The sequence below is a fragment of the Streptosporangium sp. NPDC049644 genome (assembly GCF_040675205.1).
In the GTDB taxonomy this organism is placed as follows: Bacteria; Actinomycetota; Actinomycetes; order Streptosporangiales; family Streptosporangiaceae; genus Streptosporangium; species Streptosporangium fukuiense.
Genome location: NZ_JBFAOJ010000068.1, coordinates 20,392 through 45,571 on the forward strand (window position 1 = coordinate 20,392; position 25,180 = coordinate 45,571).

Genomic DNA, 25,180 nt, shown 5'->3' on the forward strand with positions numbered 1-25,180 from the left:
ATGGACAACGAAGCGAAACTCCGGGAATACCTCAAGCGGGCGACCGCGGATCTGCGGCGCACCCGGCAACGCGTCCACGACCTTGAAGAACAGCACCTGGAGCCGATCGCGATCGTCGGGATGACCTGCCGGTACCCGGGCGGCGTGTCCTCGCCGGAGGACCTGTGGCACCTGCTCGCAGAGGGCGGTGATCCGATATCCGAGCCGCCCGCCGACCGTGGCTGGGACCTTGACCGGCTTCGGGACGAGTACGGCGGTGCCGTCCCGCGGTCGTTGTCCGGCGGGTTCCTGCGTGACGCGGCGGACTTCGATGCCGGTTTCTTCGGCATCTCCCCCCGGGAGGCGCTGGGCATGGATCCGCAGCAGCGGCTGCTGCTCGAAGCCTCCTGGGAGGCCGTCGAGCGGGCGGGCATCGACCCGGCCGCGCTACGGGGCAGCCAGACCGGGGTGTTCGTCGGCGCGATGTCGCCGGACTACCGCGACAACCTGCCGCACGACATCGACGCCTTCGGGCTCACGGGCACGGCGAACAGCGTGCTGTCCGGCCGGCTGTCGTACACGCTCGGCCTGGTCGGCCCGGCGGTGACGGTGGACACGGCCTGCTCGTCGTCCCTGGTCGCGCTGCACTGGGCCGCCCACTCGCTGCGCATGGCCGAGTGCACCCTGGCGCTCGCGGGCGGCGTGACGGTCATGTCGACGCCCAGCACCTTCATCGAGTTCAACCGCCAGGGCGGCCTGTCGCCCGATGGGCGATGCAAGGCGTACGCCGACGGTGCCGACGGCACGGGCTGGTCGGAGGGCGTGGGCGTGCTGGTGCTGGAGCGCCTGTCGGACGCGCGGCGTAACGGGCACCAGGTGCTGGCGGTCATCCGGGGTTCGGCGGTGAACCAGGACGGGGCGTCGAACGGTCTGACCGCGCCGAACGGTCCGTCGCAGCGGCGGGTGATCCGTGAGGCCCTGGCCGGCGCGCGGCTGTCGACGGCGGACATCGACGTGGTGGAGGGGCACGGGACAGGGACGACGCTGGGCGACCCGATCGAGATCGAGGCGTTGGTCTCCACGTTCGGCGAGGACCGGGATCGGCCCTTGCTGCTGGGTTCGGTGAAGTCGAACATCGGTCACACACAGGCGGCGGCGGGCATGGCCGGTGTGATCAAGATGGTCATGGCGATGCGGCACGGGGTGCTGCCGAAGACGTTGCACGTGGATACGCCGTCGTCGCGGGTGGACTGGTCCGCGGGCGTGCTGGAGCTGCTGACCGAGCAGCGGTCCTGGCCGGAGACCGGGCGGCCGCGCCGGGCGGGGGTGTCGTCGTTCGGGGTCAGCGGCACCAACGCCCACGTGGTGCTGGAGGAGGCGCCGCGGGCCGAGGAGGACGCGCCCGCGGCGGATCGGGCGCCCTCGGACGCGGGCGTGCTGCCGGTGCCGCTGTCGGGCCGGACGGAGGAGGCGCTGCGTGCCCAGGCGGCGCGTCTTCTCGCGCACCTGGACGCTGCGCCCGAGACGGCCGTGGTCGACGTGGCGTTCTCGCTGGCCACGACGAGGTCGGCGTTCGAGCACCGGGCGGGGGTTCTCGCCGCCGATCGCGCCGAGCTGCGCGCGGGATTGACGGTGCTGGCGGACGGCGCCGCCGCCGCCGGAGTGATCAAGGGCCGCGGCAGGCAGGCCAAGCTGGCGGTGTTGTTCACCGGTCAGGGCAGTCAGCGGGCCGGGATGGGCCGGGAGCTGTACGACCGTTTCCCGGTGTTCGCGGCGGCGTTGGACGAGGTGCTCGCGGAGCTGGACCCGATGCTGGAGGGGTCGCTGCGGGAGGTGTTGTTCGCCGAGCCGGGGTCGGCCGGGGCGGAGGCGCTGGATCGGACGGGGTGGGCGCAGCCGGCGTTGTTCGCGGTGGAGACGGCGTTGTTCCGGTTGGTGTCCTCGTGGGGGGTGCGGCCGGAGGTGCTGGCCGGGCACTCGATCGGGGAGATCACCGCGGCCCATGTCGCCGGGGTGTTGTCCCTGAGTGACGCGTGTGCGCTGGTGGCGGGCCGGGCGCGGTTGATGCAGGCGTTGCCGTCCGGTGGGGCGATGGTGTCGGTGCAGGCCTCGGAGGAGGACATCGAGCCGTTGCTGGCCGGGCACGAAGGCGAGGTGTCGGTCGCGGCGGTGAACGGCCCGGCCTCGGTGGTGCTTTCCGGGGTGGAGGGGCCGGTTCTCGATGTCGCCGCCGTCCTGGAGGAGCGGGGGGTCAGGACGCGGCGGTTGCGGGTGTCGCACGCGTTCCATTCGCCGTTGATGGAGCCGATGCTGGAGGACTTCCGGGCCCTGGCCCGGACGCTGACCTACGGCCCGCCGCGGATTCCGGTGGTGTCGAACGTGACCGGGGAGACGGCCACGGTCGAGCAGTTGTGCTCGCCGGACTACTGGGTGGAGCAGGTGCGCGGCGCGGTCCGCTTCGCCGACGGGGTGCGCACCCTGCGCGCCCAGGGCGTGCGGGCGTATCTGGAGCTGGGCCCGGACGGGGTTTTGACCGCGATGGCGGCCGACACCCTGGCCGCCGAAGCGAACCCGCGCGACACCGGCTCGACGCCGGATTCGCGGCTACGCGCCCAGAACTCCGGGTGGGAGCCGGACGAGGTGCTGGTGCCGGCGCTGCGCGGGGACCGGGACGAGCAGCGCGCGGTGATGTCGGCGCTGGCCGCCCTGCACGGGCGCGGGGTGCCGGTGGACTGGCACGCGGTTTTCCCCGGCGCCCGCCGGGTGGAGTTGCCCGCCTACGCCTTCCAGCGCGAGCGGTTCTGGCCGGACGGCGCGGGATCGCGGGTGAAAGACCTGACGGCGGCGGGCCTGACGGCTGCCCGGCACCCGCTGCTGGGCGCCGCCGTGGGGTTGGCCGACTCCGATGAGGCGCTGCTGATCGGGAGGTTGTCACCGAGGTCGCACCCGTGGCTGGCCGATCACCGGGTGGGCGGGATGGTGGTGTTCCCCGGCACCGGGTTCGTCGAGCTGGCCGTGCGGGCGGGTGATCAGGTCGGCTGTGGCGTGCTGGAGGAACTGACCCTGACCGCGCCGCTGGTGCTGGGCGAGGACGACGCCGTCACGGTGCAGGTGCGGGTGGGACCTGCGGACGGGGTCGGCCGCCGGGAGCTGAGCGTTCACACCCGGCCGGTGGAGGCCGAAGATCACGATGAGTGGGTACGGCACGCCGGCGGTGTGCTGGCGAGCAGTGATCACACCGCTGGGCTGAGCGATGTGGCCGGTACGCGTTTCGACGCGACGGTGTTCGATACGACGGTGTGGCCGCCGCGGGGCGCGTCGCTGGTCGAGCTGGACGGGTTGTACGACCGGCTGGCCCAGGACGGGCTGGGCTACGGACCGGTGTTCCAGGGATTGCGGGCGGCGTGGCGGGGTGCGGACGGTGAGGTGTTCGCGGAGGTCGCCTTGCCCGGACAGGTGGCTGACGCGGGGTTGTTCGGGGTGCATCCGGCGTTGCTGGACGCGGCGTTGCACGCGGTGAGCTTCGCCGGACTGGAGGATGCCGGGGGCGGCCGGTTGCCGTTCTCCTGGGAAGAGGTGTGTCTGCACGCCGGTGGCGCGTCGGTGCTGCGGGTGCGGCTGGCCAGGACCGGTGGCGACGCGGTCTCGGTGATCGCGGTGGACGGTGCGGGGGAGCCGGTGCTGTCGGCGCGCTCGCTGGCGCTGCGTCCGTTCTCGGCCGATGACCTGCCGGCCGCCGGCGGCCGGGGGCTCGGGCGGGACGCGCTGTTCCGCGTGGAGTGGACGGCGCTGCCGGACCGGGCCGTGGCCGGTGAGGTGCCGGTGGCGGCGCTGGGTTCGGAAGCGGCGGATGTCGTCGCCGCGTGGCGGCCGGGTGGGGATCCGGTTCCGGTTCATGTGGACCTGCCGTCGCTGGTGGAGGCGGGACCGGTACCCGGGGTGGTACTGACGCGGGTGGTCGCGGGCCCGGCCGGGGAGATGACGGAGTCGGTTCACGAGTCGGCCGCTCGGGTGCTGGGCCTGCTGCAGGCATGGCTGGCCGATGACCGGTTCGCCGATTCGCGTCTGGTGCTGGTGACCAGGGGCGCGGTGGCGGCGGGTGACGGCGAGGTGGTGGCTGATCTCGCGGCGGCGGCGGTGTGGGGCCTGGTGCGCAGCGCGCAGTCGGAGAATCCGGGCCGGTTCGTGCTGGTGGATGTGGATGAGGAATCGGTGTTGCCGGGGGTGTTGGCCTCGGGTGAGCCGCAGGTGGCGGTGCGCGGGGGGGAGATGCGGGTGCCGCGCCTGGCGCGGGTGGCGTCCGGTCCCGGTCCGGGTGAGGATCGTGCCTGGGATCCGGAGGGGACGGTGTTGATCACTGGTGGGACGGGTGGTCTGGGGGCGTTGTTCGCGCGGCATGTGGTGGCCGAGCGGGGTGTGCGGCGTCTGTTGCTGGCCGGTCGGCGGGGTCTGGATGCTCCGGGTGCGGTGGAGTTGCGGGCGGAGTTGGTCGCGCACGGGGTCGAGGTGGAGGTCGTGGCGTGTGATGTGGCCGACCGTGACCAGGTGGCGGCGCTGCTGGCGCAGGTGGATGCCGATCATCCGTTGACCGCGGTGATCCATACCGCGGGTGTGCTGGACGACGGGACGATTCCGTCGCTGACGGCTGAGCGGCTGGACGCGGTGTTGCGGCCGAAGGCGGACGCGGCCTGGTATCTGCACGAGCTGACCCTGGATATGGATCTCGCGGCGTTCGTGGTGTTCTCGTCGGTGGCGGGGACGATCGGGGCTTCCGGGCAGGGTAACTACGCGGCGGCGAACGCGTTCCTGGACGCGCTGGCGGAGTTTCGGCGGGCCGAGGGGCTGGCGGCGCTGTCGCTGGCGTGGGGTCCGTGGGCGCAGGAGGCCGGGATGACCGGCGGGCTGGATGAGGCCGATCTGCGGCGGATGGCGCGGGCCGGGATGCCGGCGCTCGCCCCGGAGCAGGGGGTCGCGCTGTTCGACGCGGCCGTCGGCTCGGGTGAGCCGGTCGTGGCCCCGGTCCGGCTCGACCTGGCGGCGCTGCGGGCGCATGGCGAGGTGCCGCATCTGCTGCGCGGGCTGGTGCGGGACCCGCGCAGGTCGGCGGCGTCGATGACCGCGGCCGGTGACGGCACCCTGGTCCGGCGGCTGGCCGGCCTGGAGCGCGCCGATCGTGTCCGGGTCTTGGCGGACCTGGTGCGGGCCGAGGTGGCGCTGGTGCTGGGGCACGCCTCACCGAAGACCGTGGACGTCCGGCGGGAGTTCCGCGAGCTGGGTTTCGACAGCCTCACCGCGGTGGAGTTGCGCAACCGGCTGAACGCGGTGACGGGGTTGCGCCTGCCGGCCACGCTGGTGTTCGACCACCCCACGCCCGCCGTTCTGGCGGAGTTCCTGCTGGACGAGGTGCTGGGCGAACAGGACGTGGCCGTTCCGGCCACGGTCGCGCCGGTCGCCGACGACCCGATCGCGATCGTCGGGATGAGCTGCCGCTACCCGGGGGGCGTCACCTCACCGGAGGACCTGTGGCGGCTGGTGGCCGAGGGCCGGGACGCGATCACGGGATTTCCGGTCAATCGCGGCTGGGACCTGGACGCGCTCTACCATCCGGACGCCGACCACGCGGGCAGCTCGTACACCAGACAGGGCGGTTTCCTGCACGACGCGGCGGAGTTCGACGCGGACTTCTTCGGGATGAGCCCGCGGGAGGCCCTGGCGACGGACACCCAGCAGCGACTCCTGCTGGAGACCTCGTGGGAAGCCGTCGAGCGGACCGGAATCGATCCGGTCACGCTCCGGGGCAGCCGGACGGGCGTGTTCGCCGGGGTGATGTACACCGACTACAGCGGGATGCTGGGCGCGGGCGAGTTCGAGGGCTACCGGGGCACCGGGACCGCCGCGAGCGTCGTCTCCGGCCGGGTGTCCTACACGCTGGGCCTGGAGGGCCCGGCCGTGACGGTCGACACGGCCTGCTCGTCCTCGCTGGTCGCGGTGCATCTGGCGGCGCAGGCGCTGCTCTCGGGTGAGTGCACGCTCGCGCTGGCCGGGGGGGTGACCGTGATGGCCACCCCCGGACCGTTCGTGGAGTTCTCCCGGCAGCGGGGGCTGTCCGCGGACGGGCGGTGCAAGTCGTTCGCGGACGGCGCGGACGGCGTCAGCTGGGCCGAGGGCGTCGGGGTGCTGGTGCTGGAGCGCCTGTCGGACGCCCGGCGCAACGGTCACCACGTGCTGGCGGTGCTGCGAGGCTCGGCGATCAACCAGGACGGCGCGTCCAACGGGCTGACCGCGCCGAACGGCCCCTCCCAGCGGAGGGTGATCCGCCAGGCCCTGGCCGGAGCGCGGCTGTCCCCGGCCGACGTGGACGTGGTGGAGGGGCACGGGACCGGGACCACCCTGGGTGATCCGATCGAGGCGCAGGCGCTGCTGGCCACCTACGGTCAGGACCGGCCCGGGGACCGCCCGCTGCTCCTCGGGTCGATCAAGTCGAACATCGGCCACACCCAGGCGGCCGCGGGTGTCGCGGGCGTGATCAAGATGATCATGGGCATGCGGCACGGCATCGTGCCCAGGACGTTGCACGTCGACGCGCCGTCCTCGCACGTGGACTGGACCGCGGGCGCAGTGGAGCTGCTGACCGAGGCGCGAGAGTGGCCGGAGACGGACCACCCGCGCCGGGCCGCGGTGTCGTCGTTCGGCTTCAGCGGCACCAACGCTCATCTCATCATCGAGCAGGACACCGCCGAGCGGGCTCCGTCGGCCGAGGGGGCGGCACCCTCGGCCGTCGAGCCGCCGATGGCGGGCCTGCCGGTGCCGCTGCCGGTCTCGGGCAGGACGGAGCAGGCGGTGCGGGAGCAGGCCGCGCGGCTGCTGTCCCATCTGGAAGGCCGTCCCGAGGTGCCGCTGGCCGACGTGGCGTTCTCGCTGGCGACCACCCGTTCCCCCTTCGAGCACCGGGCCGCCGTGCTGGCCGAGGACCATGCCGGAGCGCTGGCCGGGTTGCGCGCGCTGGCCGGCGGCCGGGCCGCGCCGGGAGTCGCACGCGGCCAGGCCGAGTACGACCAGAAGCCGGCGTTCCTGTTCACCGGCCAGGGTGCTCAGCGAGTGGGCATGGGCCTGGAGACCTACGAGCGGTTCCCGGTGTTCGCCGAGGCCCTTGAAGGCGTGCTCGCGGCGCTGGCCCCCCGGATGGCTCCCTACCTGGACCGTCCGCTGCGGGAGGCACTGTTCTTCGACGCCGAGCTGCTCGACCGCACGGCGTACACGCAGCCTGCGCTGTTCGCCCTGGAGGTCGCGCTGTACCGGCTGGTGGAGTCGTGGGGCGTGCGCCCGGCCGCGCTGGCGGGGCACTCGATCGGGGAGCTCGCCGCGGCGCACGTCGCCGGGGTGCTGACGCTGGAGGACGCCTGCGCGCTGGTGGCCGCGCGGGGCCGGTTGATGCAGGCGCTCCCGGCCGGCGGCGCGATGGTGGCGATCCAGGCCGGCGAGGAGGAGATCCGCCAGTCGCTGGCCGGGCGCGAGGGCGAGGTGTCCGTCGCGGCGGTCAACGGCCCGGCATCGGTGGTGATCGCCGGGGCCGAGGCCGCGGTGCTGGAGGTCGCCGCCGGGTGGGCCGCCAGGGAGCGCGGGACCAAGCGGCTGCGGGTGTCGCACGCGTTCCACTCTCCGCTGATGGAGCCGATGCTCGCGGAGTTCCGGGCGGTCGCCGAGACGGTGTCGTACGCGCCCCCGCGAATCCCGGTGATCTCCAACGTGACCGGCGGGTTCGCCACGGACGAACTGTGCTCAGCGGCCTACTGGGTGCGGCACGTGCGGGAGACGGTCCGGTTCCGCGACGGCGTGCGGGAGCTGCACCGGGCGGGCGTGACCGCGTTCCTGGAGATCGGGCCGGACGGCGTGCTGACCGCGATGGCCCAGGACGCCCTTCCTGTGGAGGCGGACGCGCTGCTGCTGCCCGTGCTGCGCGGCGACCGCGACGAGAGCACCGCCCTCATGACCGCGCTGGCCGAGCTGCATGTGAACGGCGTGCGCGTCGACTGGCCGGCCCTGCTCCGCAGGGCCCGCCGGGTGGACCTGCCGACGTACGCGTTCCAGCATGAGTCGTTCTGGCCGGAGCCGCCGCCGGCGGTGAACGAAGCGGCCGCCGATCCGGCGGACGCGCGGCTCTGGGACGCGGTCGGGCGTGGCGACGCCGGGGACGTGGCCGCGATCCTCGGCCTGCGCGACGAGCACTCCTCCTCACTGGACACCCTGCTCCCGGCCCTGTCGTCGTGGCGGCGGAGCCGGAGCGAGGCGTCGACGCTCGACTCCTGGCGCTACCGGGTGGAGTGGAAGCCCCGGCGTACGCCCCCTCTCGCCGTGCTGGAGGGCACCTGGCTGGTGGTGACCGCCGGCGGGATCGCGGACGGCGACGTGGTCGCCGCGCTGGACGGTCACGGGGCGCGAGTGGAGCGGCTCGTGCTGGACGGGACGGACACCGACCCTGCGTCGCTCGCGGCCCGGCTCCGGGAGACGGGCGAGATCTCCGGGGTGCTGTCGACGCTCGCGCTGGCGGAGGCGCCCGCCGCGGACGGCGAGGCGGTGTCGAGCGGTCTCGTGCGCACGGTCGCGCTCCTGAGGGCGCTCGGCGACGCGGAGATCGGCGCGCCGCTGTGGTGCGTCACCCGGGGCGCCGTGTCCGCGGCTCCCGGCGATCGAGTGACCTGCCCGGTCCAGGCGCAGGTATGGGGTATGGGCCGGGTCGCGGCCCTGGAGCATCCGGAACGGTGGGGCGGCCTGGTCGACCTGCCCGAGGTCGTCGACGGGCGTGCCGCCCAGGGGCTGGCGAGCGTGCTGGCGGGCCTGGACGGCGAGGACCAGGTGGCGGTGCGGGCGTCGGGCGTGTTCGGCCGGCGGCTGCGGCGTCATCCGGCCGCGCCCGATCCGGCCGGCTCCTCCGGCGGCACCGCGCCGGGTTCCGGCGGGACGGTGCTGATCACCGGTGGGACCGGCGCCCTGGGCGCGGCCACCGCGCGGTGGCTGGTACGCGGCGGCGTCACGCACCTGGTGCTGACCAGCCGGCGCGGCGTGGACGCCCCCGGGGCGCCGGAGCTGCGCGACGAACTGCTCGCGCTGGGGGCCGAGGTGAGCGTGGTCGCCTGTGACGTGGCCGATCGCGACGCGCTGGCCGCCGTGCTGGCCACCATCCCGGCCGAGCACCCGCTCACCGGGGTGGTCCACGCGGCCGGGGTGGGTCAGGTCGCCGCGCCGCTCGGGCAGGCGGATGCCGCCGGACTCGCCGAGGTGATGACGGCGAAGGCGGCCGGCGCCGCCAACCTGGACGGCCTGCTCGGAGATCGTGAGCTCGACTTCTTCGTACTGTTCTCCTCGATCGCCGGGGTGTGGGGCAGCGCGGGGCAGGGCGGCTACGCGGCGGCCAACGCCTATCTCGACGCGCTGGCCGAGCACCGGCGTGCGCGGGGTCTCGCCACGACGTCGGTGGCCTGGGGCGCGTGGGCCGAAGCCGGCATGGCCACGACCGAGGGCATGACCGACTACCTGCTCAGGCGCGGGCTGGCCGCGCTGCCGCCCGACCTCGCGATCGGCGAGCTGAGCCGGGCCGTCGGCGGCCGGGACGCGGTGGTGACGGTCGCCGACGTCGACTGGGACCGGTTCCATCCGATCTTCACCTCGACCCGGCCCAGCCACCTGTTCGGCGAGCTCGCGGAGGTCAGGGCACAGCACGAGACCGAGGACGGGGCCGGCGCCTCCGGCGCCCCCGAATTCGTCGCGCGGCTGCGGCACCTGACGGAGAAGGAGCAGCGGCGCGGGCTGCTGGATCTGGTGCGCACCGAGGTGGCGGCCGTGCTGCGGCACGCCTCGGCCGAGGTGGTCTCCGAGCGGCGCGCCTTCCGCGAGCTGGGGTTCGACTCGCTGACCGCGGTGGAGCTGAGAAAACGGCTGGTCGCGGTGACCGGCCTGGCGTTGCCGAGCACTCTGGTGTTCGATCACCCGAACCCGGCAGCGCTGGTGGAGTTCCTGCGCTCACAGATCGCGGGCCCGGCGGGCACGGCGGACGCCGACGCCGCCGGAGCCCCGGTCGCCGCCCACACCGACGAACCGATCGCGATCATCGGGATGGCCTGCCGGTTCCCCGGCGGCGTCGGCTCTCCGGAACAGCTGTGGGAACTGGTGACCGACGGGGGCGACGCGATCTCCGGATTCCCCGCCGACCGGGGCTGGGACGCGGAAGGGCTCTACGACCCCGACCCGGACCACTCCGGCACGACGTACTCGGTCGAAGGGGGGTTCCTGCACGACGCCGGCGACTTCGACCCCGGGTTCTTCGGGATCTCACCGCGCGAGGCGCTGACCATGGACCCGCAGCAGCGGCTGCTGCTGGAGACCGCGTGGGAGGCCGTCGAGCGGGCCGGGATCGATCCCCTCGCGCTGCGCGGCCACCCGACCGGCACGTTCATCGGCTCCAGCTACCAGGAGTACGGCTCGGACGCCGCCGACGCCGAGGGGCACCAGGTCACCGGCACCATCCCGAGCGTGCTGTCCGGCCGGGTGTCGTACGTACTCGGCCTGGAAGGGCCCGCGGTCACGGTCGACACGGCGTGCTCGTCGTCGCTGGTGGCGCTGCACCTGGCCTGTCAGTCACTGCGCAACGGCGAGAGCTCGCTCGCCCTGGCGGGCGGCGTGACGGTGATGACCACCCCGGCCGCCTTCGTGGCGTTCAGCCGCCAGCGGGCCCTGGCCGCCGACGGCCGGTGCAAGGCGTTCTCCGACGCGGCCGACGGGATGAGCCTGGCGGAAGGGGTCGGCCTGCTCCTGGTGGAGCGGCTGTCCGACGCGCGGCGCAACGGCCACCCGATCCTGGCGGTGGTGCGCGGTTCGGCGGTGAACCAGGACGGCGCGTCCAACGGGCTGACCGCGCCCAACGGTCCCTCCCAGCAGCGGGTGATCCGGAAAGCCCTGGCAGGCGCGCGGCTGTCCCCGGCCGAGGTCGACGCGATCGACGCGCACGGCACGGGTACCGGCCTGGGCGACCCCATCGAGGTCCAAGCGCTCCTCGCCACGTACGGGCAGGACAGGGAGCGGCCGCTCCTGCTCGGGTCGGTCAAGTCGAACATCGGCCACACCCAGTCCGCGGCGGGCGTGGCCAGCGTGATCAAGATGGTCATGGCGATGCGGAACGGGGTGCTGCCCAAGACGTTGCACGTGGGCACGCCGTCGACCCACGTGGACTGGGCGGCGGGTGCGGTCGAGCCGCTGACCGAGGCCACGCCGTGGCCGGAGACCGGACGGCCGCGCCGGGCCGCCGTGTCCTCCTTCGGGATCAGTGGCACGAACGCCCACGCGATCCTCGAACAGGCGCCGGACGCGGAGGAGCCCGCCGCCCCCGGCGCCCATCCGGATTCCAGTGCCGGCGCGGTGCCGTGGGTGGTCTCGGGCAGGACGGCGGAGGCGCTGCGCGCACAGGCGCGGCGGCTGGCCGCGCACGTGGCCGACCTCGACGAGCCCGATCCGGCCGCGGTGGGCTTCTCGCTGGTGACGTCGAGGTCGGCGTTCGAGCACCGCGCGGTCGTGGTGGGCGGTGACCGCGAGTCGCTCTCCGCCGCGATGGGCGCGGTGGCCGCGGGCGAGCCCGCGCCGGGTGTGATCCAGGGCGTGGCGGACGCCGAGGGCAAGACGGTCTTCGTGTTCCCCGGCCAGGGCGCGCAGTGGGCCGGTATGGGCGCCCGGTTGCTCGAACAGTCCCCGGTGTTCGCCGAACGTGTCGCCGAGTGCGCCCTCGCCCTGAGCCGGTATGTCGACTGGTCGCTGATCGACGTGCTGCGCCAGGTGGAGGGCGCGCCGCCGCTGGACCGGGTGGACGTCGTGCAGCCGGTGTCGTTCGCGGTGATGGTCTCGCTGGCGGCGATGTGGCGTGCTCACGGGGTGGAGCCCGACGCGGTGATCGGGCACTCCCAGGGGGAGATCGCCGCCGCCTGTGTGGCGGGCGCGCTGTCCCTGGAGGACGCCACGCGGGTGGTGGCGGTGCGCAGCCAGGCCATCGGACGGCGGCTGGCCGGCGCCGGAGGGATGATGTCGGTCTCGCTTCCGGTGCCGGACATCGAGGAGAGGCTGCGCCCCTGGGGCGAGCGGATCTCCATCGCGGCGGTCAACGGGCCGCGTTCGGTCGTGGTGTGCGGCGATCCCGACGCGCTCGACGAGCTGTCGCGGCGGTTGACCGAGGAGGGCGTGCGGGCTCGGCGGGTCGCGGTCGACTACGCGTCGCACTCGGTCCATGTCGAGCGGCTCCGGGAGGAACTGCCACAGGCCCTGTCGGGGATCCGGCCGGAGCGGGCCGAGGTGCCGTTCCTGTCCACGGTGACCGGGGAGTGGCTGGACGGCACGGAGCTGGACGCGGACTACTGGTACCGCAACCTGCGGCGGGCCGTCCGGTTCGAACCCGCTGTGCGATGCCTGCTGGCCGCCGGGCACCGGGCGTTCATCGAGGTCAGCCCGCACCCGGTGCTGAGCGGCGCGATTCAGGAAACAGCCGAGGAGGCAGCCGGGACCGCGGCGGGCACGGTGGTCGCCGGGACTCTGCGCCGCGACCAGGGCGGCGCGGAGCGCTTCCTGACCTCCCTGGCGGAGGTGTTCGTGCGCGGCGTGCCGGTCGACTGGCGGGCGGCCTTCGACGGCACGGGCGCCCGCCGGGTGGAGCTGCCGACGTACGCCTTCCAGCGGGAGCGGTTCTGGATACGGCGCGCCGAGGCGCGGACGACCGGCACGGCGGACCCGGCGGACGAGCGGTTCTGGGCGGCGGTGGAGCGGGAGGACCTCGACTCGCTGGCCTCGGGACTGGACGTGGGCACGGGGACACTGGCCGCGGTGGTACCCGCGCTGTCCTCTTGGCGCCGCAGGCAACGGGCCAGGTCCACCGTGGACTCCTGGCGCTACCGCGTCGCGTGGCGGCCGGTGACCGGCCTCGCCCCCGCCGCCCTGCCGGGCACGTGGCTGCTCGTCACCACGGAGGGTCTCGCGGGCGCCGACGTCGCCGACGTCGCCGACACGCTGACCGCGCACGGCGCGCGGGTCCGCAGGGTCGTGCTCGACGAGTCGTGCACGGACCGCGTCGTGCTGGCACGAGTGCTGACCGGCGTGCCGGGCGAGGAGGAGCACGTCTCCGGCGTGGTGTCCCTGCTGGCCCTGGCCGAACAGCCCACCGATCGATACCCGGAGCTGGCCACCGGTCTGGCGTTGACCGTCGCGCTCGTGCAGGCCCTGGGCGACGCGGACATCGACGCGCCGCTGTGGTGCCTCACCCGTGGTGCGGTCTCCACCGGCCGGTCGGATCCGGTGACCAACCCCGTCCAGGCTCAGGTCCACGGCGTGGGCTGGACGGCCGCGCTGGAGCACCCGCGACGGTGGGGCGGCCTGGTCGACCTGCCCGGGACGCTCGACCAGCGCGCGGCGCGGCGGCTGGCGAGCGTCCTCGCGGGCGGCGGCGGCGAGGACCAGCTCGCGATCCGGCCCTCCGGCCTGTTCGCCCGACGGGTGGTGCCGGCGCCGGTATCGGCGGCGGATCGGGAGCCGGCGCGCGGCTGGGCGCTGCGCGGGACCACCCTGGTGACCGGCGGTACCGGAACGCTCGCCCCGCACCTGGCCCGCCGGCTCGCGGCCGAGGGGGCCGAGCACGTGGTGCTGACCAGCCGCCGTGGCATGGACGCCCCCGGCGCGGCCGAGCTGCTGGCCGAGCTGGCCGAACTCGGTACGACCGCCACGGCGGTGGCGTGTGACGTGTCCGACCGCGACTCCGTCGCCGGTCTGCTCGCGCGGCTGCGGGCGGAGGGCCACGTCGTCCGTACGGTGGTGCACACCGCCGCCTCCATCGAGCTGCACACCCTGCAGGACACCACCATGGAGGCGTTCGCCGAGGTGGTGCGGGCCAAGGTCGTCGGCGCTTGGCACCTGGACGAGCTGCTGGACGCGGACGAGCTCGACGCCTTCGTGCTGTTCTCCTCGACGGCGGGGATGTGGGGCAGCGGGCGGCACGCGGCGTACGTGGCGGGCAACGCCTTCCTCGGCGCGCTGGCGGAGAACCGGCGTGCCCGGGGGCTGCCGGCCACGTCGATCTCCTGGGGCATCTGGTCGGACGACCGCGATCTCGGGCGGGTCGATCCCGAGCAGATCCGGCGCAGCGGGCTCGTGTTCATGGAGCCGGACCTGGCGCTCGAAGGGTTCCGGCAGGCGCTGGCCGGCGAGGAGACCGTGCTGGCCATCGCCGACATCGACTGGGAGCGGTACCTCCCGGTCTTCACCTCGGCGCGGCCGAGCCGGCTGTTCAGCGAGGTGCCCGCGGTACGCCGGCTGGCCGAAACCGCCGAGCGGCCGGCCGTCGCCGCGAGCGACGGGGAATTCGTCACCCGGCTGCGCGGGCTGCCGGCGTCCGAGCGGGACCGCCGGCTGCTGGAGCTGGTGCGTACCCAGGCGGCGACCGTGCTGGGGCACGCCTCGGCCGACGCCGTCGCCGAGCGGCAGGCGTTCCGCGACATGGGCTTCGACTCGGTGACCGCGGTCGATCTGCGCAACCGGCTGGCCGGTGCGACGGGCCTGGCGCTGCCCAGCACGCTGGTGTTCGACCACCCGAACCTGGAGGCGCTGGCGGAGTTCCTGCGCGCCGAGATCGCCGGAACGCAGGCCGGGCCGGCGGCCGTGGCAGGCCCGGCGCGGGCCGCCTCGGACGAGCCGATCGCGATCATCGGGATGGCCTGCCGCTACCCGGGCGGGGTCCGCTCACCGGAGCGGCTGTGGCAGCTCGTGGTCGACGGGGTCGACGCGATCTCCGGGTTCCCCGCCGACCGCGGCTGGGACGCGGAGGGGCTCTACGACCCCGACCCGGGCCGGTCCGGCAAGACGTACTCCACGTGGGGCGGCTTCCTCCACGACGCGGCGGAGTTCGACGCCGACTTCTTCGGGATCTCGCCCCGGGAGGCGCTGGCGATGGATCCGCAGCAGCGGCTGTTGCTGGAGACGGCCTGGGAGGCCGTTGAGCGGGCCGGGATCGCCCCCTCGTCGCTGCGCGGCAGCCTGACCGGCACCTTCATCGGGTCCAGCTATCAGGACTACGGCTTGGCGATGGCCGGGGGGAGAGAGGGCCTGGAAGGCCATCTGATCACCGGCACCATCTCAAGCGTGCTGTCCGGCCGGGTGTCGTACCTGTTCGGGCTGGAGGGCCCGGCCGTCACGCTGGACACGGCGTGCTCGTCGTCACTGGTGGCGCTGCACCTGGCCTGTCAGTCGCTGCGCGACGGTGAGAGCTCGCTGGCGCTGGCCGGTGGGGTGACCGTGATGTCCACCCCCGATGCCTTCATCGGGTTCAGCCGGCAGCGGGCCATGGCCCCCGACGGCCGGTGCAAGGCGTACTCCGATTCGGCGGACGGGATGAGCCTGGCCGAGGGGGTCGGGCTGCTGCTGGTGGAGCGGCTGTCCGACGCCGAGCGCAACGGGCACCCGATCCTCGCGGTCATCCGCGGGTCGGCGATCAACCAGGACGGCGCGTCCAATGGGCTGACCGCGCCGAACGGCCCGTCGCAGCAGCGGGTGATCAGGCAGGCGCTGGCCAGCGCCGGGCTCTCGGCGGTGGACGTCGACGCCGTGGAGGGCCACGGGACCGGTACGGCGCTGGGCGACCCGATCGAGGTACAGGCGCTGCTCGCGACCTACGGACAGGACCGGGACCCGGACCGCCCGCTGCTGCTGGGGTCGGTCAAGTCCAACATCGGGCACTCCCAGATGGCCTCCGGCGTCGCCGGCGTGATCAAGATGGTCATGGCGATGCGGCACGGCCTGCTGCCCAGGACCCTGTACGCGGACACCCCGTCGTCGCACGTGGACTGGACCGCGGGCGCCATCGAACTGCTCAGCGAGCCGAGGGAATGGGTACGCGCCGGGCATCCGCGCCGGGCCGCGGTGTCGTCGTTCGGCCTCAGCGGCACCAACGCCCACATGGTGCTGGAGGAGGCGCCGCCCGTCCCCGCACGTGCGGCGACGGCCGAGCCCGTCGTCGTTCCCGTGCTGGTGTCGGGCAAGAACGAGCAGGCCCTGCGCCACCAGGCGGGGCGGCTGCTGTCCCTGCTGGAGGAGTCGCCCGGTCTCCACCCCACAGACGTCGCCTTCTCCCTGGCGACCTCGCGGTCGCACCTCGACCAGCGCGCGGCACTGGTCGGGCGGGAGCGCCAGGAGATCGTCGACGGGTTGCGGGCGCTGGCCGAGGAGCCGCTGGACGGCGCCGCCGTTCCGGGGGGCGTCACGCGCGGCACCGCCGTCCGCGGTTCGCTGGCCTTCATGTTCACCGGCCAGGGCGGCCAGCGCGCGGAAATGGGCCGCGAGCTGTACGGTCGCTTCCCGGCGTTCGCGGACGCGCTCGACGAGGTGCTGTCCCACCTGGACGCGGACCTGGACCGCCCGCTGCGCGAGGTGCTGTTCGCCCCCGCGGGTACGGCGGAGGCCGCCCTGCTGGATGAGACCGGCTACACCCAGCCGGCGTTGTTCGCCTTCGAGGTGGCCCTGTTCCGGCTGCTCGAATCGTGGGGCATCAGGCCCGACCACCTCACGGGCCACTCGGTCGGGGAGATCGCCGCGGCGCACGTCGCCGGTGTGCTGTCGCTGCCGGACGCGTGCACCCTGGTGGCGGCCCGCGCCCGCCTGATGCAGGCGCTGCCCGCCGGTGGGGCGATGGCCGCCCTTGAGGCCCGCGAGGAGGAGGTGCTCCCGCTGCTGGCCGGGCGCGAGGACCAGGTGTCGATCGCGGCGGTCAACGGCCCGGCCTCGCTGGTCGTCGCCGGCGAGGAGGACGCCGTCCTGGAGATCGCGGCGCGGCTCGCCGCCGGGGGGCGCAGGACCAGGCGGCTCCAGGTCTCCCACGCGTTCCACTCACCGCTGATGGACGCCGTGCTCGACGACTTCGGCCGGGTCGCGCGCGGTCTGTCGTACGCGCCTCCGGAGATCCCGGTCATGTCGAACGTGACCGGCGAGCCGGCGACCGCGGAGCAGCTCTGCTCGCCTGACTACTGGGTGGAGCACATCCGGCGACCGGTTCGCTTCGGCGACGGCGTGCGCCGGCTGGCGGAGCAGGGCGTCGTCACGTTCCTCGAACTCGGCCCCGACGCCGTGCTCACGGCCATCGCCGCCGACTGTCTCGCCGACCACCCAGGCGCCCGGACGGTCCCCGTGGCGCGCCGGGACCGAGACGAGGAGCAGGCCCTCACGGCCGCGGTGGCCCGGCTGCATCTCCGGGGCGTCGCCGTGGACTGGAGAGGGTTCTTCGCCGGCACCGGCGCCGAGACGGTCGACCTGCCGACCTACACCTTCCAGCGCCGGAGGTTCTGGCCGGACGCCGGGGCGGCCGCCGCACCCGCGTCCTCCGGTGCGGCGGACACGGACTTCTGGGACGCGGTGGAACGCGGTGACGTGGCGGCGCTGTCAGCGGGGCTGGCGGTCGGCGGCGACGCGCTGGAGGCTCTGCTCCCGGCGCTGTCCTCGTGGCGCCGCGACCGGCGGGAGCGCTCCGCCGTGGACGGCTGGCGGTACCGATCCGTCTGGAAGCCGCTGCCCTGGTCGCCACTCACCGCGCTCTCTCCGGAACTCTCTCCGGACGTACGAGCCCGGTTGCTCGTGGTGATCCCGGCGGGGCACGCGGGTGAGGAGTGGACGACCTCGCTCGCGGGCGCGCTGGGCGCGGAGGCCGACCGGATCGAGGTCGGCGAACCCGACCGGGCGGCGCTGGCCGTGCGGATACGGGAGTTGTGCTCCGCCGGACCTCGGCCCATCGGGATCGTGTCGCTGCTGGCCCTGGACGAGCGGGACGTCGCCGGCTGTCCGGGGGTTCCCGCCGGTCTGGCGCTGACGGTCGCACTGGCGCAGGCCCTCGGCGACGCCGGGGCCGAGGCACCCCTGTGGTGCGTGACCCGCGGCGCGGTGTCGGTGGGGCGCTCGGAACAGGTGTCCCGGCCGGTGCAGGCCGCCGTGTGGGGTCTGGGCCGGTCCGTGGCGCTGGAGCAGCCGCATCTGTGGGGTGGGCTGGTCGACCTACCGGAGAACCTCGACTCCATCACGATCTCCCGCCTGATCGACGTGCTGTCCGGCATCCAGGAGTCCGGCCTCAAGGATGAGGACCAGCTCGCGGTACGCCCTCCGGGGGTCTTCGGCCGCCGCCTGGCGCACGCTCCGATCGGCGAGAATCCCGTCACGCGGGAGCTCGTCCCGCCGGGCACCACCCCGACCGGCGCAGGCACCGTACTGATCACGGGAGGCACCGGTGCGCTCGGGGCGCGGGTCGCCCGCTGGGTGGCCGGTGCGGGTGCCGCGCACCTCCTGCTGGTCGGCCGCCGCGGGCCGGACGCCCCGGGCGCGGCCGAGCTGCGGGACGAGCTGGCCGGCCTCGGCGCCCAGGTCAGCGTCGTGGCCTGCGACGTCGCCGATCGCGACGCCGTGGCCGCCGTGCTGGCCGGAATCCCGGAGGAGCAGCCGCTGACCGCGGTCTTCCACGCGGCGGGCGTGGTCGACGACGGGGTGCTCGACGGATTGACGACGGAACGCCTCTCCTCGGTCCTGCGGTCGAAGGCGGTCGCCGCGCTCAACCTGCACGAGCTGACCGAGCACATGGACCTACCGGCGTTCGTGCTGTTCTCCTCCACGTCCGCCACCTTCGGCTCGCCGGGGCAGGCCAACTACGCGGCCGCGAACGCCGTGCTCGACGCGCTGGCGGAGCACCGGCGTGCGCGGGGGCTCGCGGCGACGTCCATCGCCTGGGGTCCGTGGGCCGGGTCGGGCATGGCGGTGGACGCCGCCGGCGTGGAGAACCGGATGCGCCGGGCCGGTCTGGAGATGATGCCTCCGGACCTGGCGATCCTCGCGCTGCGGCAGGCGATCGAGCACGACGACACGACGCTGACCGTCGCCGACGTCGACTGGTCCCGATTCGTCGGCGCCTTCGCCGCGATCCGGCGCAACCCGCTGGTGAGCGACCTGCCCGAGGTCGCCGCGGCGACGGGCGCCGGGGCCGCGGGCGCCGGCGGGGACGAGGCCGCCACGGCCGAGCCGCCGTTCCGGCGACGGCTGGCCGATCTGCCCGCCACCGAGCAGGGCCGGGCCGTCCTGGACCTGCTGCGCGGCCGCGTGGCCGCCGTGCTCGGCCATGCCGACGCCGACGGCATCGCACCGGACCGCCCGTTCAAGGAGCTGGGCTTCGATTCGCTGACCACCGTCGAGCTGCGCAACGCGCTGGTCGCGACGACGGGGCTGACCCTGCCGGCGACGCTGGTGTTCGACTATCCCACCCCGAGCGCGCTGGCGGACTTCCTGCTGGCCGAACTGCTCGGCTCGATGCCGCACGAGGAGTCACGGCCCGGGTCGCGGGCCGTGACGGCACACGCCGCCGATGACGATCCCATCGTGATCGTCGGTATGAGCTGCCGGTTCCCCGGCGGGGTGAGCTCCCCCGAGGATCTGTGGCGGCTGCTGGTGGACGGGGGAGAGGGCGTCTCCTCGTTCCCCGACGATCGGGGATGGGACCTGGACGCGCTCGCCGGGGGGATGTCGGCCACGAGCGTCGGCGGCTTCCTGCGGGACGCCACCGAGTTCGACGCCGAGTTCTTCGGCATCTCGCCGCGTGAGGCGCTGGCGATGGACCCGCAGCAGCGCTTGGTGCTGGAGGCGTCCTGGGAGGCGCTGGAGCGGGCCGGCATCGATCCCCTCGACCTCCGGGGCAGCGACGGCGGCGTCTTCGTGGGCACCAACGGCCAGGACTACGTCGGCCTGCTCAAGGGTTCCGGCGCGGACGTGCAGGGGCACGTGGCCACCGGCACCACGGCGAGCGTCATGTCGGGGCGGCTGTCCTACACGCTGGGGCTGGAGGGGCCCGCGATCACCGTCGACACCGCGTGCTCGTCCTCCCTGGTCGCCCTGCACTGGGCCGCGCAGGCCCTGCGGGCCGGCGAGTGCTCGCTGGCGCTGGTGGGCGGCGTCTCGGTGATGTCGAGCCCGGACTCGTTCGTCGAGTTCAGCGCCCAGGGCGGCCTGGCCCCCGACGGGCGGTGCAAGGCGTTCTCCGACGCGGCCGACGGCACCGGCTGGTCGGAAGGCGTCGGTGTGCTCGTACTGAAACGCCTGTCGGACGCGCGGCGAGACGGTCATCCGGTCCTCGCCGTCGTGCGCGGGTCGGCGGTGAACCAGGACGGCGCGTCGAACGGGCTGACGGCGCCGAACGGCCCGTCGCAGCAGCGGGTGATCCGGCAGGCACTGGCCGCGGCGGGGCTGTCCCCGGCCGAGGTCGACGCGGCCGAGGCGCACGGCACCGGCACGGCGCTGGGCGACCCGATCGAGGCGCAGGCCCTGCTGGCGACGTACGGCCAGGAGCGGGATCACCCGCTCCTGCTGGGATCGATCAAGTCCAATCTCGGCCACACGCAGGCGGCGGCGGGTGTCGCCGGTGTGATCAAGATGGTGCTGGCCATGCGGCACGGCATGCTGCCCAAGACGTTGCACGTCGAGGTACCGGCGTCGCACGTGGACTGGTCGTCCGGGGCCGTCGAGCTGCTGACCGAGCCCCGGCGGTGGACGGGGAAGGGACGACCGCTGCGGGCCGGCGTCTCCGCCTTCGGGATCAGCGGCACCAACGCCCACGTGATCCTGGAGCAGGCGCCCCTGGACGAGCGGCCCCCCGGCGAGCAAGGCGAGCGGAGGGTTCCCGCGGTCGTGCCGTGGGTCGTCTCCGGCCGGACCCGGGAGGCGCTGCGGGCCCAGCTCGACCAGGTACCGGCCGCCGACCGCGGCCTCGATCCGGTGGATGTCGGCTACTCGCTGGCGAGCCGGTCGATGTTCCGGCACCGCGCGGTGCTGCTGGCCACCGCCGACGGCGTGTCGGAGGTCGCGCGTGGCGAGGCCGCCACCGTCGCGGGCAGGTCGGCGATGCTGTTCGCCGGACAGGGCTCCCAGCGCCCCGGCATGGGCCGGGAGCTGTACGCCAGGTTCCCGGTGTTCGCGCAGGCACTGGACGCGGTGCTCGCGCAGTTCGACGTCGAGCTGGACCAGCCGCTGCGGACCATCCTGTTCGCCGAGGCGGGGTCGCCCGAGGCCGAGCGGCTTGACCAGACCCGGTGGACGCAGCCCGCGCTGTTCGCGGTCGAGGTGGCCCTGTTCCGCCTGGCGGAGTCGTGGGGGCTGCGCCCGGACCTGGTGGCCGGGCACTCGATCGGCGAGATCGCCGCGGCGCACGTCGCCGGTGTGCTGACGCTGGCGGACGCCTGCACCCTGGTCGCCGCCAGGGGGCGCCTGATGCAGACGCTACCGGCCGGGGGCGCGATGGTCTCGGTGCAGGCCACCGAGGAGGAGGTTCTCCCGCTGCTCGCCGGGCGCGAGCACGAGGTGTCGATCGCCGCGGTCAACGGACCGTCGGCGGTGGTGGTCGCCGGGGTGGAGGGGCCGGTCACCGAGATCGCCGCCCACCTCGCGGCCGAGGGCCGCAAGACCACCCGGCTGGCCGTCAGCCACGCGTTCCACTCGCCGTTGATGGAGCCCATGCTGGAGGAGTTCCGCCGGTCCGTACGAGGGCTCGGGTTCTCCCCGCCGGCCATCCCGCTCGTCTCCGGCCTGACCGGCGAGCCGATCGCCGTCGAGCGGCTCTGCTCACCCGGCTACTGGGTCGACCACGCCCGGCAGGCGGTCCGCTTCGCCGACTGCGTACGCACCCTGCGCGGTTCCGGCGTGAGCACGTTCGTCGAGCTCGGCCCGGACGGCGTGCTGTCCGCGCTGACCCAGCACTGCCTGGCGGCCGACGGCACCGAGGCGGGCGCCCTGGTCGTGCCGATGCTGCGTAAGGACCGCGGCGAGGAGGCGTCGGCCGTGGACGCGCTGGCCCGGCTGCACGTCCACGGGCTGCCGGTGGACTGGCGGTCCCTGTTCGCCGGATGCGGCGCGCGCCGCGTCGACCTGCCCACCTACGCCTTCCAGCGCCGGAGGTACTGGCCCGAGGCCGTCGCCCCGGCGGGCGGCTCAGCGGGCGGTTCGATGGGGGACCCGGTGGACGCCGAGTTCTGGGCCGCGATCGAGCGTGCGGACCTGACGGCCGTGGCGGCCACGCTGGATCTGGAGGCGGACTCGCTGTCGACGGTGCTGCCCGCGCTGTCGTCCTGGCGCCGCTCGCGCCGCGAGCGCACCCTGGTGGACTCCTGGAGCTACCGGGTGGCGTGGAAGCCCCTGGCCGCCGTGCCGTCCGCCCCGCCGTCCGGGAGATGGCTGGTGGCCGTCCCGGCCGGTGGGCCCGAGGCGGAGTGGGCGGAGGTGCTCGATGCCGTGGGCGCCGCCCTGGCCGGCCCCGATGCCCTGACGCGTCTCGACGTCACGCACACCGACCACGCGAGGCTGGCCGCACAGCTCGCCGAACAGTTCGGCGGCCCGGGCGCCGACGGCCGGGCGCCGACGGGGGTGATCTCCCTGCTGGCGCTCGCCGGGACGGGCGGTGACGGTCTGCCCGAGGTGGCGTTGACGGCCGCGCTGGTGCGGGCGCTGGGCGACGCGGGTGTCGACGCGCCGCTGTGGTGCGTCACCCGAGGCGCGGTGTCCGCGGGCAGATCCGACGCACCACCGAACCCGGGTCAGGCCGCGATCTGGGGCCTCGGCCGGGTGGCGGCGCTGGAGCACCCCCGGCGCTGGGGCGGCATGATCGACCTGCCCGAACTGCTCGACCGGCGGGCCGTCGCCCGGTTCGCCGGCGTGCTGGCCGGCGGCCCGGACGGCGAGGGCGAGGTCGCCGTACGCGCCTCCGGAGTGTTCGGCCGCCGGCTCGTCCCGGCACCGGCCGGGGACGCCGACCGGTCGTGGCGACCTCGTGGCACGGTACTGGTCGCCGGGGACACCGGAGTCTCCGGCGAGCGCATCGCCCGCCGGCTGGCCGACGCGGGGGCCGACCGGGTCGTGCTGGCCGGGTGGTTCACCGCGCCGGAGCCCGCCGAGGTGGATCCCCGGGTGACGAACAGGCACTGCGACCTGGCGGATCGGGAGGCCGTGGCCGCCCTGCTGGCGGAGTTCCCGCCGGACGCGGTCATCTACGCCGAGGAACCGGCCGAGGCCGCCCCGCTGGCAGAGACCGAGCCGGCGGACCTGGCCGAGACCGCCGCGGCCCACGCCGCCGGGGCGATCCACCTGGACTTCCTGCTGGAAGAGCGGGAGCTGGATGCGTTCGTCGTGTTCTGTTCGCTTTCCGGCGTCTGGGGCGTCGCCGGCCGAGGTGCCGCCGCCGCCGCGGAGGCGGTCCGGGACGCACTGATCGAAGCGCGCCGCGCCCGAGGCGCGGTGGGGACCGCCGTCTCCTGGTCGGCATGGGCGGACAGCGGTCTGGCCGCGGACAGGGGGATGGACCTGCACCTGCGGGCGAACGGGCTGCCCGCGCTGGCGCCGGAGCTCGCGCTCGGCGCGCTGGGCCGGGTCGTCGCGAACGGCGAGAGCGCGGTGACGGTCGCCGACGTGGCGTGGGACCGGTTCGCCCCGGCCTTCCTCGCGGTGCGGCCGACCTCGCTGCTGGACGAGCTGCCCCAGGCCCGGCGGGCGATCGAGGCGGTGGACGGCGCCCACGACGGCGAGCCCACCGCGGCGGCCGCGCTCCGGGACCGTCTTCGCGGGCTGCCGGCGGCCGAGCGTCCGGGCCTCGTCCTCGAACTGGTGGTGGCCAGGGCCGCCTCGGTCCTCGGACACGCGGACGGCACCTCGATCGAGGCCGACCGGGCCTTCCGGGACTTCGGGTTCGACTCCCTCACCGCGGTCGACCTGCGTAACCAGCTCAACGCCGCGACCGGGCTGACCCTGCCGGCCACGCTCGTCTTCGACCACCCGACACCGGTGGAACTCGCCGAACACCTGGCGGCCCGGGTGCTCGGCGAGGAGAGCCTCGGCGAGGAGAGCCGGGCGCCCGTATCGGCCGCGCTCTCGGACGACCCGGTCGTCATCGTCGGCATGAGCTGCCGGTATCCGGGCGGCGTCCGCTCGCCGGAGGACCTGTGGCGGCTGGTCACCGGCGAGGTGGACGCGGTCGGCGTGTTCCCCGCCGACCGGGGCTGGGACCTGGACGTGCTGTCCGGTGGGGACGCCGGCGGGCGTGGCCGCAGCACGGCGGCCGGAGGCGGTTTCCTCTACGACGTCGCCGACTTCGACCCGGGTTTCTTCGGCATCTCGCCCCGTGAGGCGATGGTGATGGACCCGCAGCAGCGACTGGTGCTCGAAGCCGCCTGGGAGGCGTTCGAACGGGCGGGCATCGACCCCGCCGGCCTGCGGGGCGGCGATGTGGGCGTCTACGTCGGCGCCACCGGTGGTGACTACCGGCCACCTCGCGATCATCACGGCCACGCGCAGACGGCCCAGGCGGCCAGCGTGATCTCCGGCCGGCTGTCCTACACCTTCGGCCTGACCGGGCCCGCGGTGACCGCGGACACCGCCTGCTCCTCGTCCCTGGTGGCGTTGCACCTGGCCGCGCAGGCGCTGCGGTCCGGGGAGTGCTCGCTGGCTCTCGCCGGTGGGGTCACCGTGATGTCCACCCCGGTGGGCTTCGTCGAGTTCGGCGAGATGGGGGCGCTGTCCCCGGACGGCCGGTGCAAGGCGTTCTCCGACGCCGCCGACGGCACGGGCTGGGCGGAGGGCGTCGGCATGCTCGTCGTCGAACGGCTGTCGGACGCCCGGCGCAACGGCCATCGCGTGCTGGCGGTGCTGCGCGGTTCGGCCGTCAACCAGGACGGCGCGTCCAACGGGTTCACCGCGCCGAGCGGCCCGTCCCAGCGGAAGGTGATCAACCGCGCCCTGGTCGCCGCCGGGCTGACCCCGTCCGACGTGGACGTGGTGGAGGCGCACGGCACGGGCACCAGGCTGGGCGACCCGATCGAGGCCCAGGCCCTGCTGGAGACCTACGGTCAGCATCGGGAGCGACCGGTGCTGCTCGGGTCGATCAAGTCCAACATCGGGCACACCCAGGCGGCGGCCGGAGTCGCCGGACTGATCAAGATGGTCATGGCGATGCGGCACGGGGTGGCGCCGAGGACGTTGCACCTGGACGCGCCGTCGTCGCATGTGGACTGGTCGGCGGGCGCGGTGGAACTGCTGACCGAGTCCAGGCCGTGGCCCGACGCCGGACGCCCGCGCCGGGCCGGGATCTCGTCCTTCGGAGCCACCGGCACGAACTCACACGTGATCA

General features: G+C 74.5%; 1 protein-coding gene (cut by a window edge). It reads left to right on the forward strand.

The features are described from left to right. Positions 1-25,180, forward strand: partial view of a type I polyketide synthase gene (locus AB0J58_RS30630; protein ID WP_364222210.1) — the 5' portion only. 3,575 nt of this gene lie beyond the right edge of the window; the window shows 25,180 of its 28,755 coding nt (coding positions 1-25,180); the start codon lies at positions 1-3; its stop codon lies off the right edge, out of view.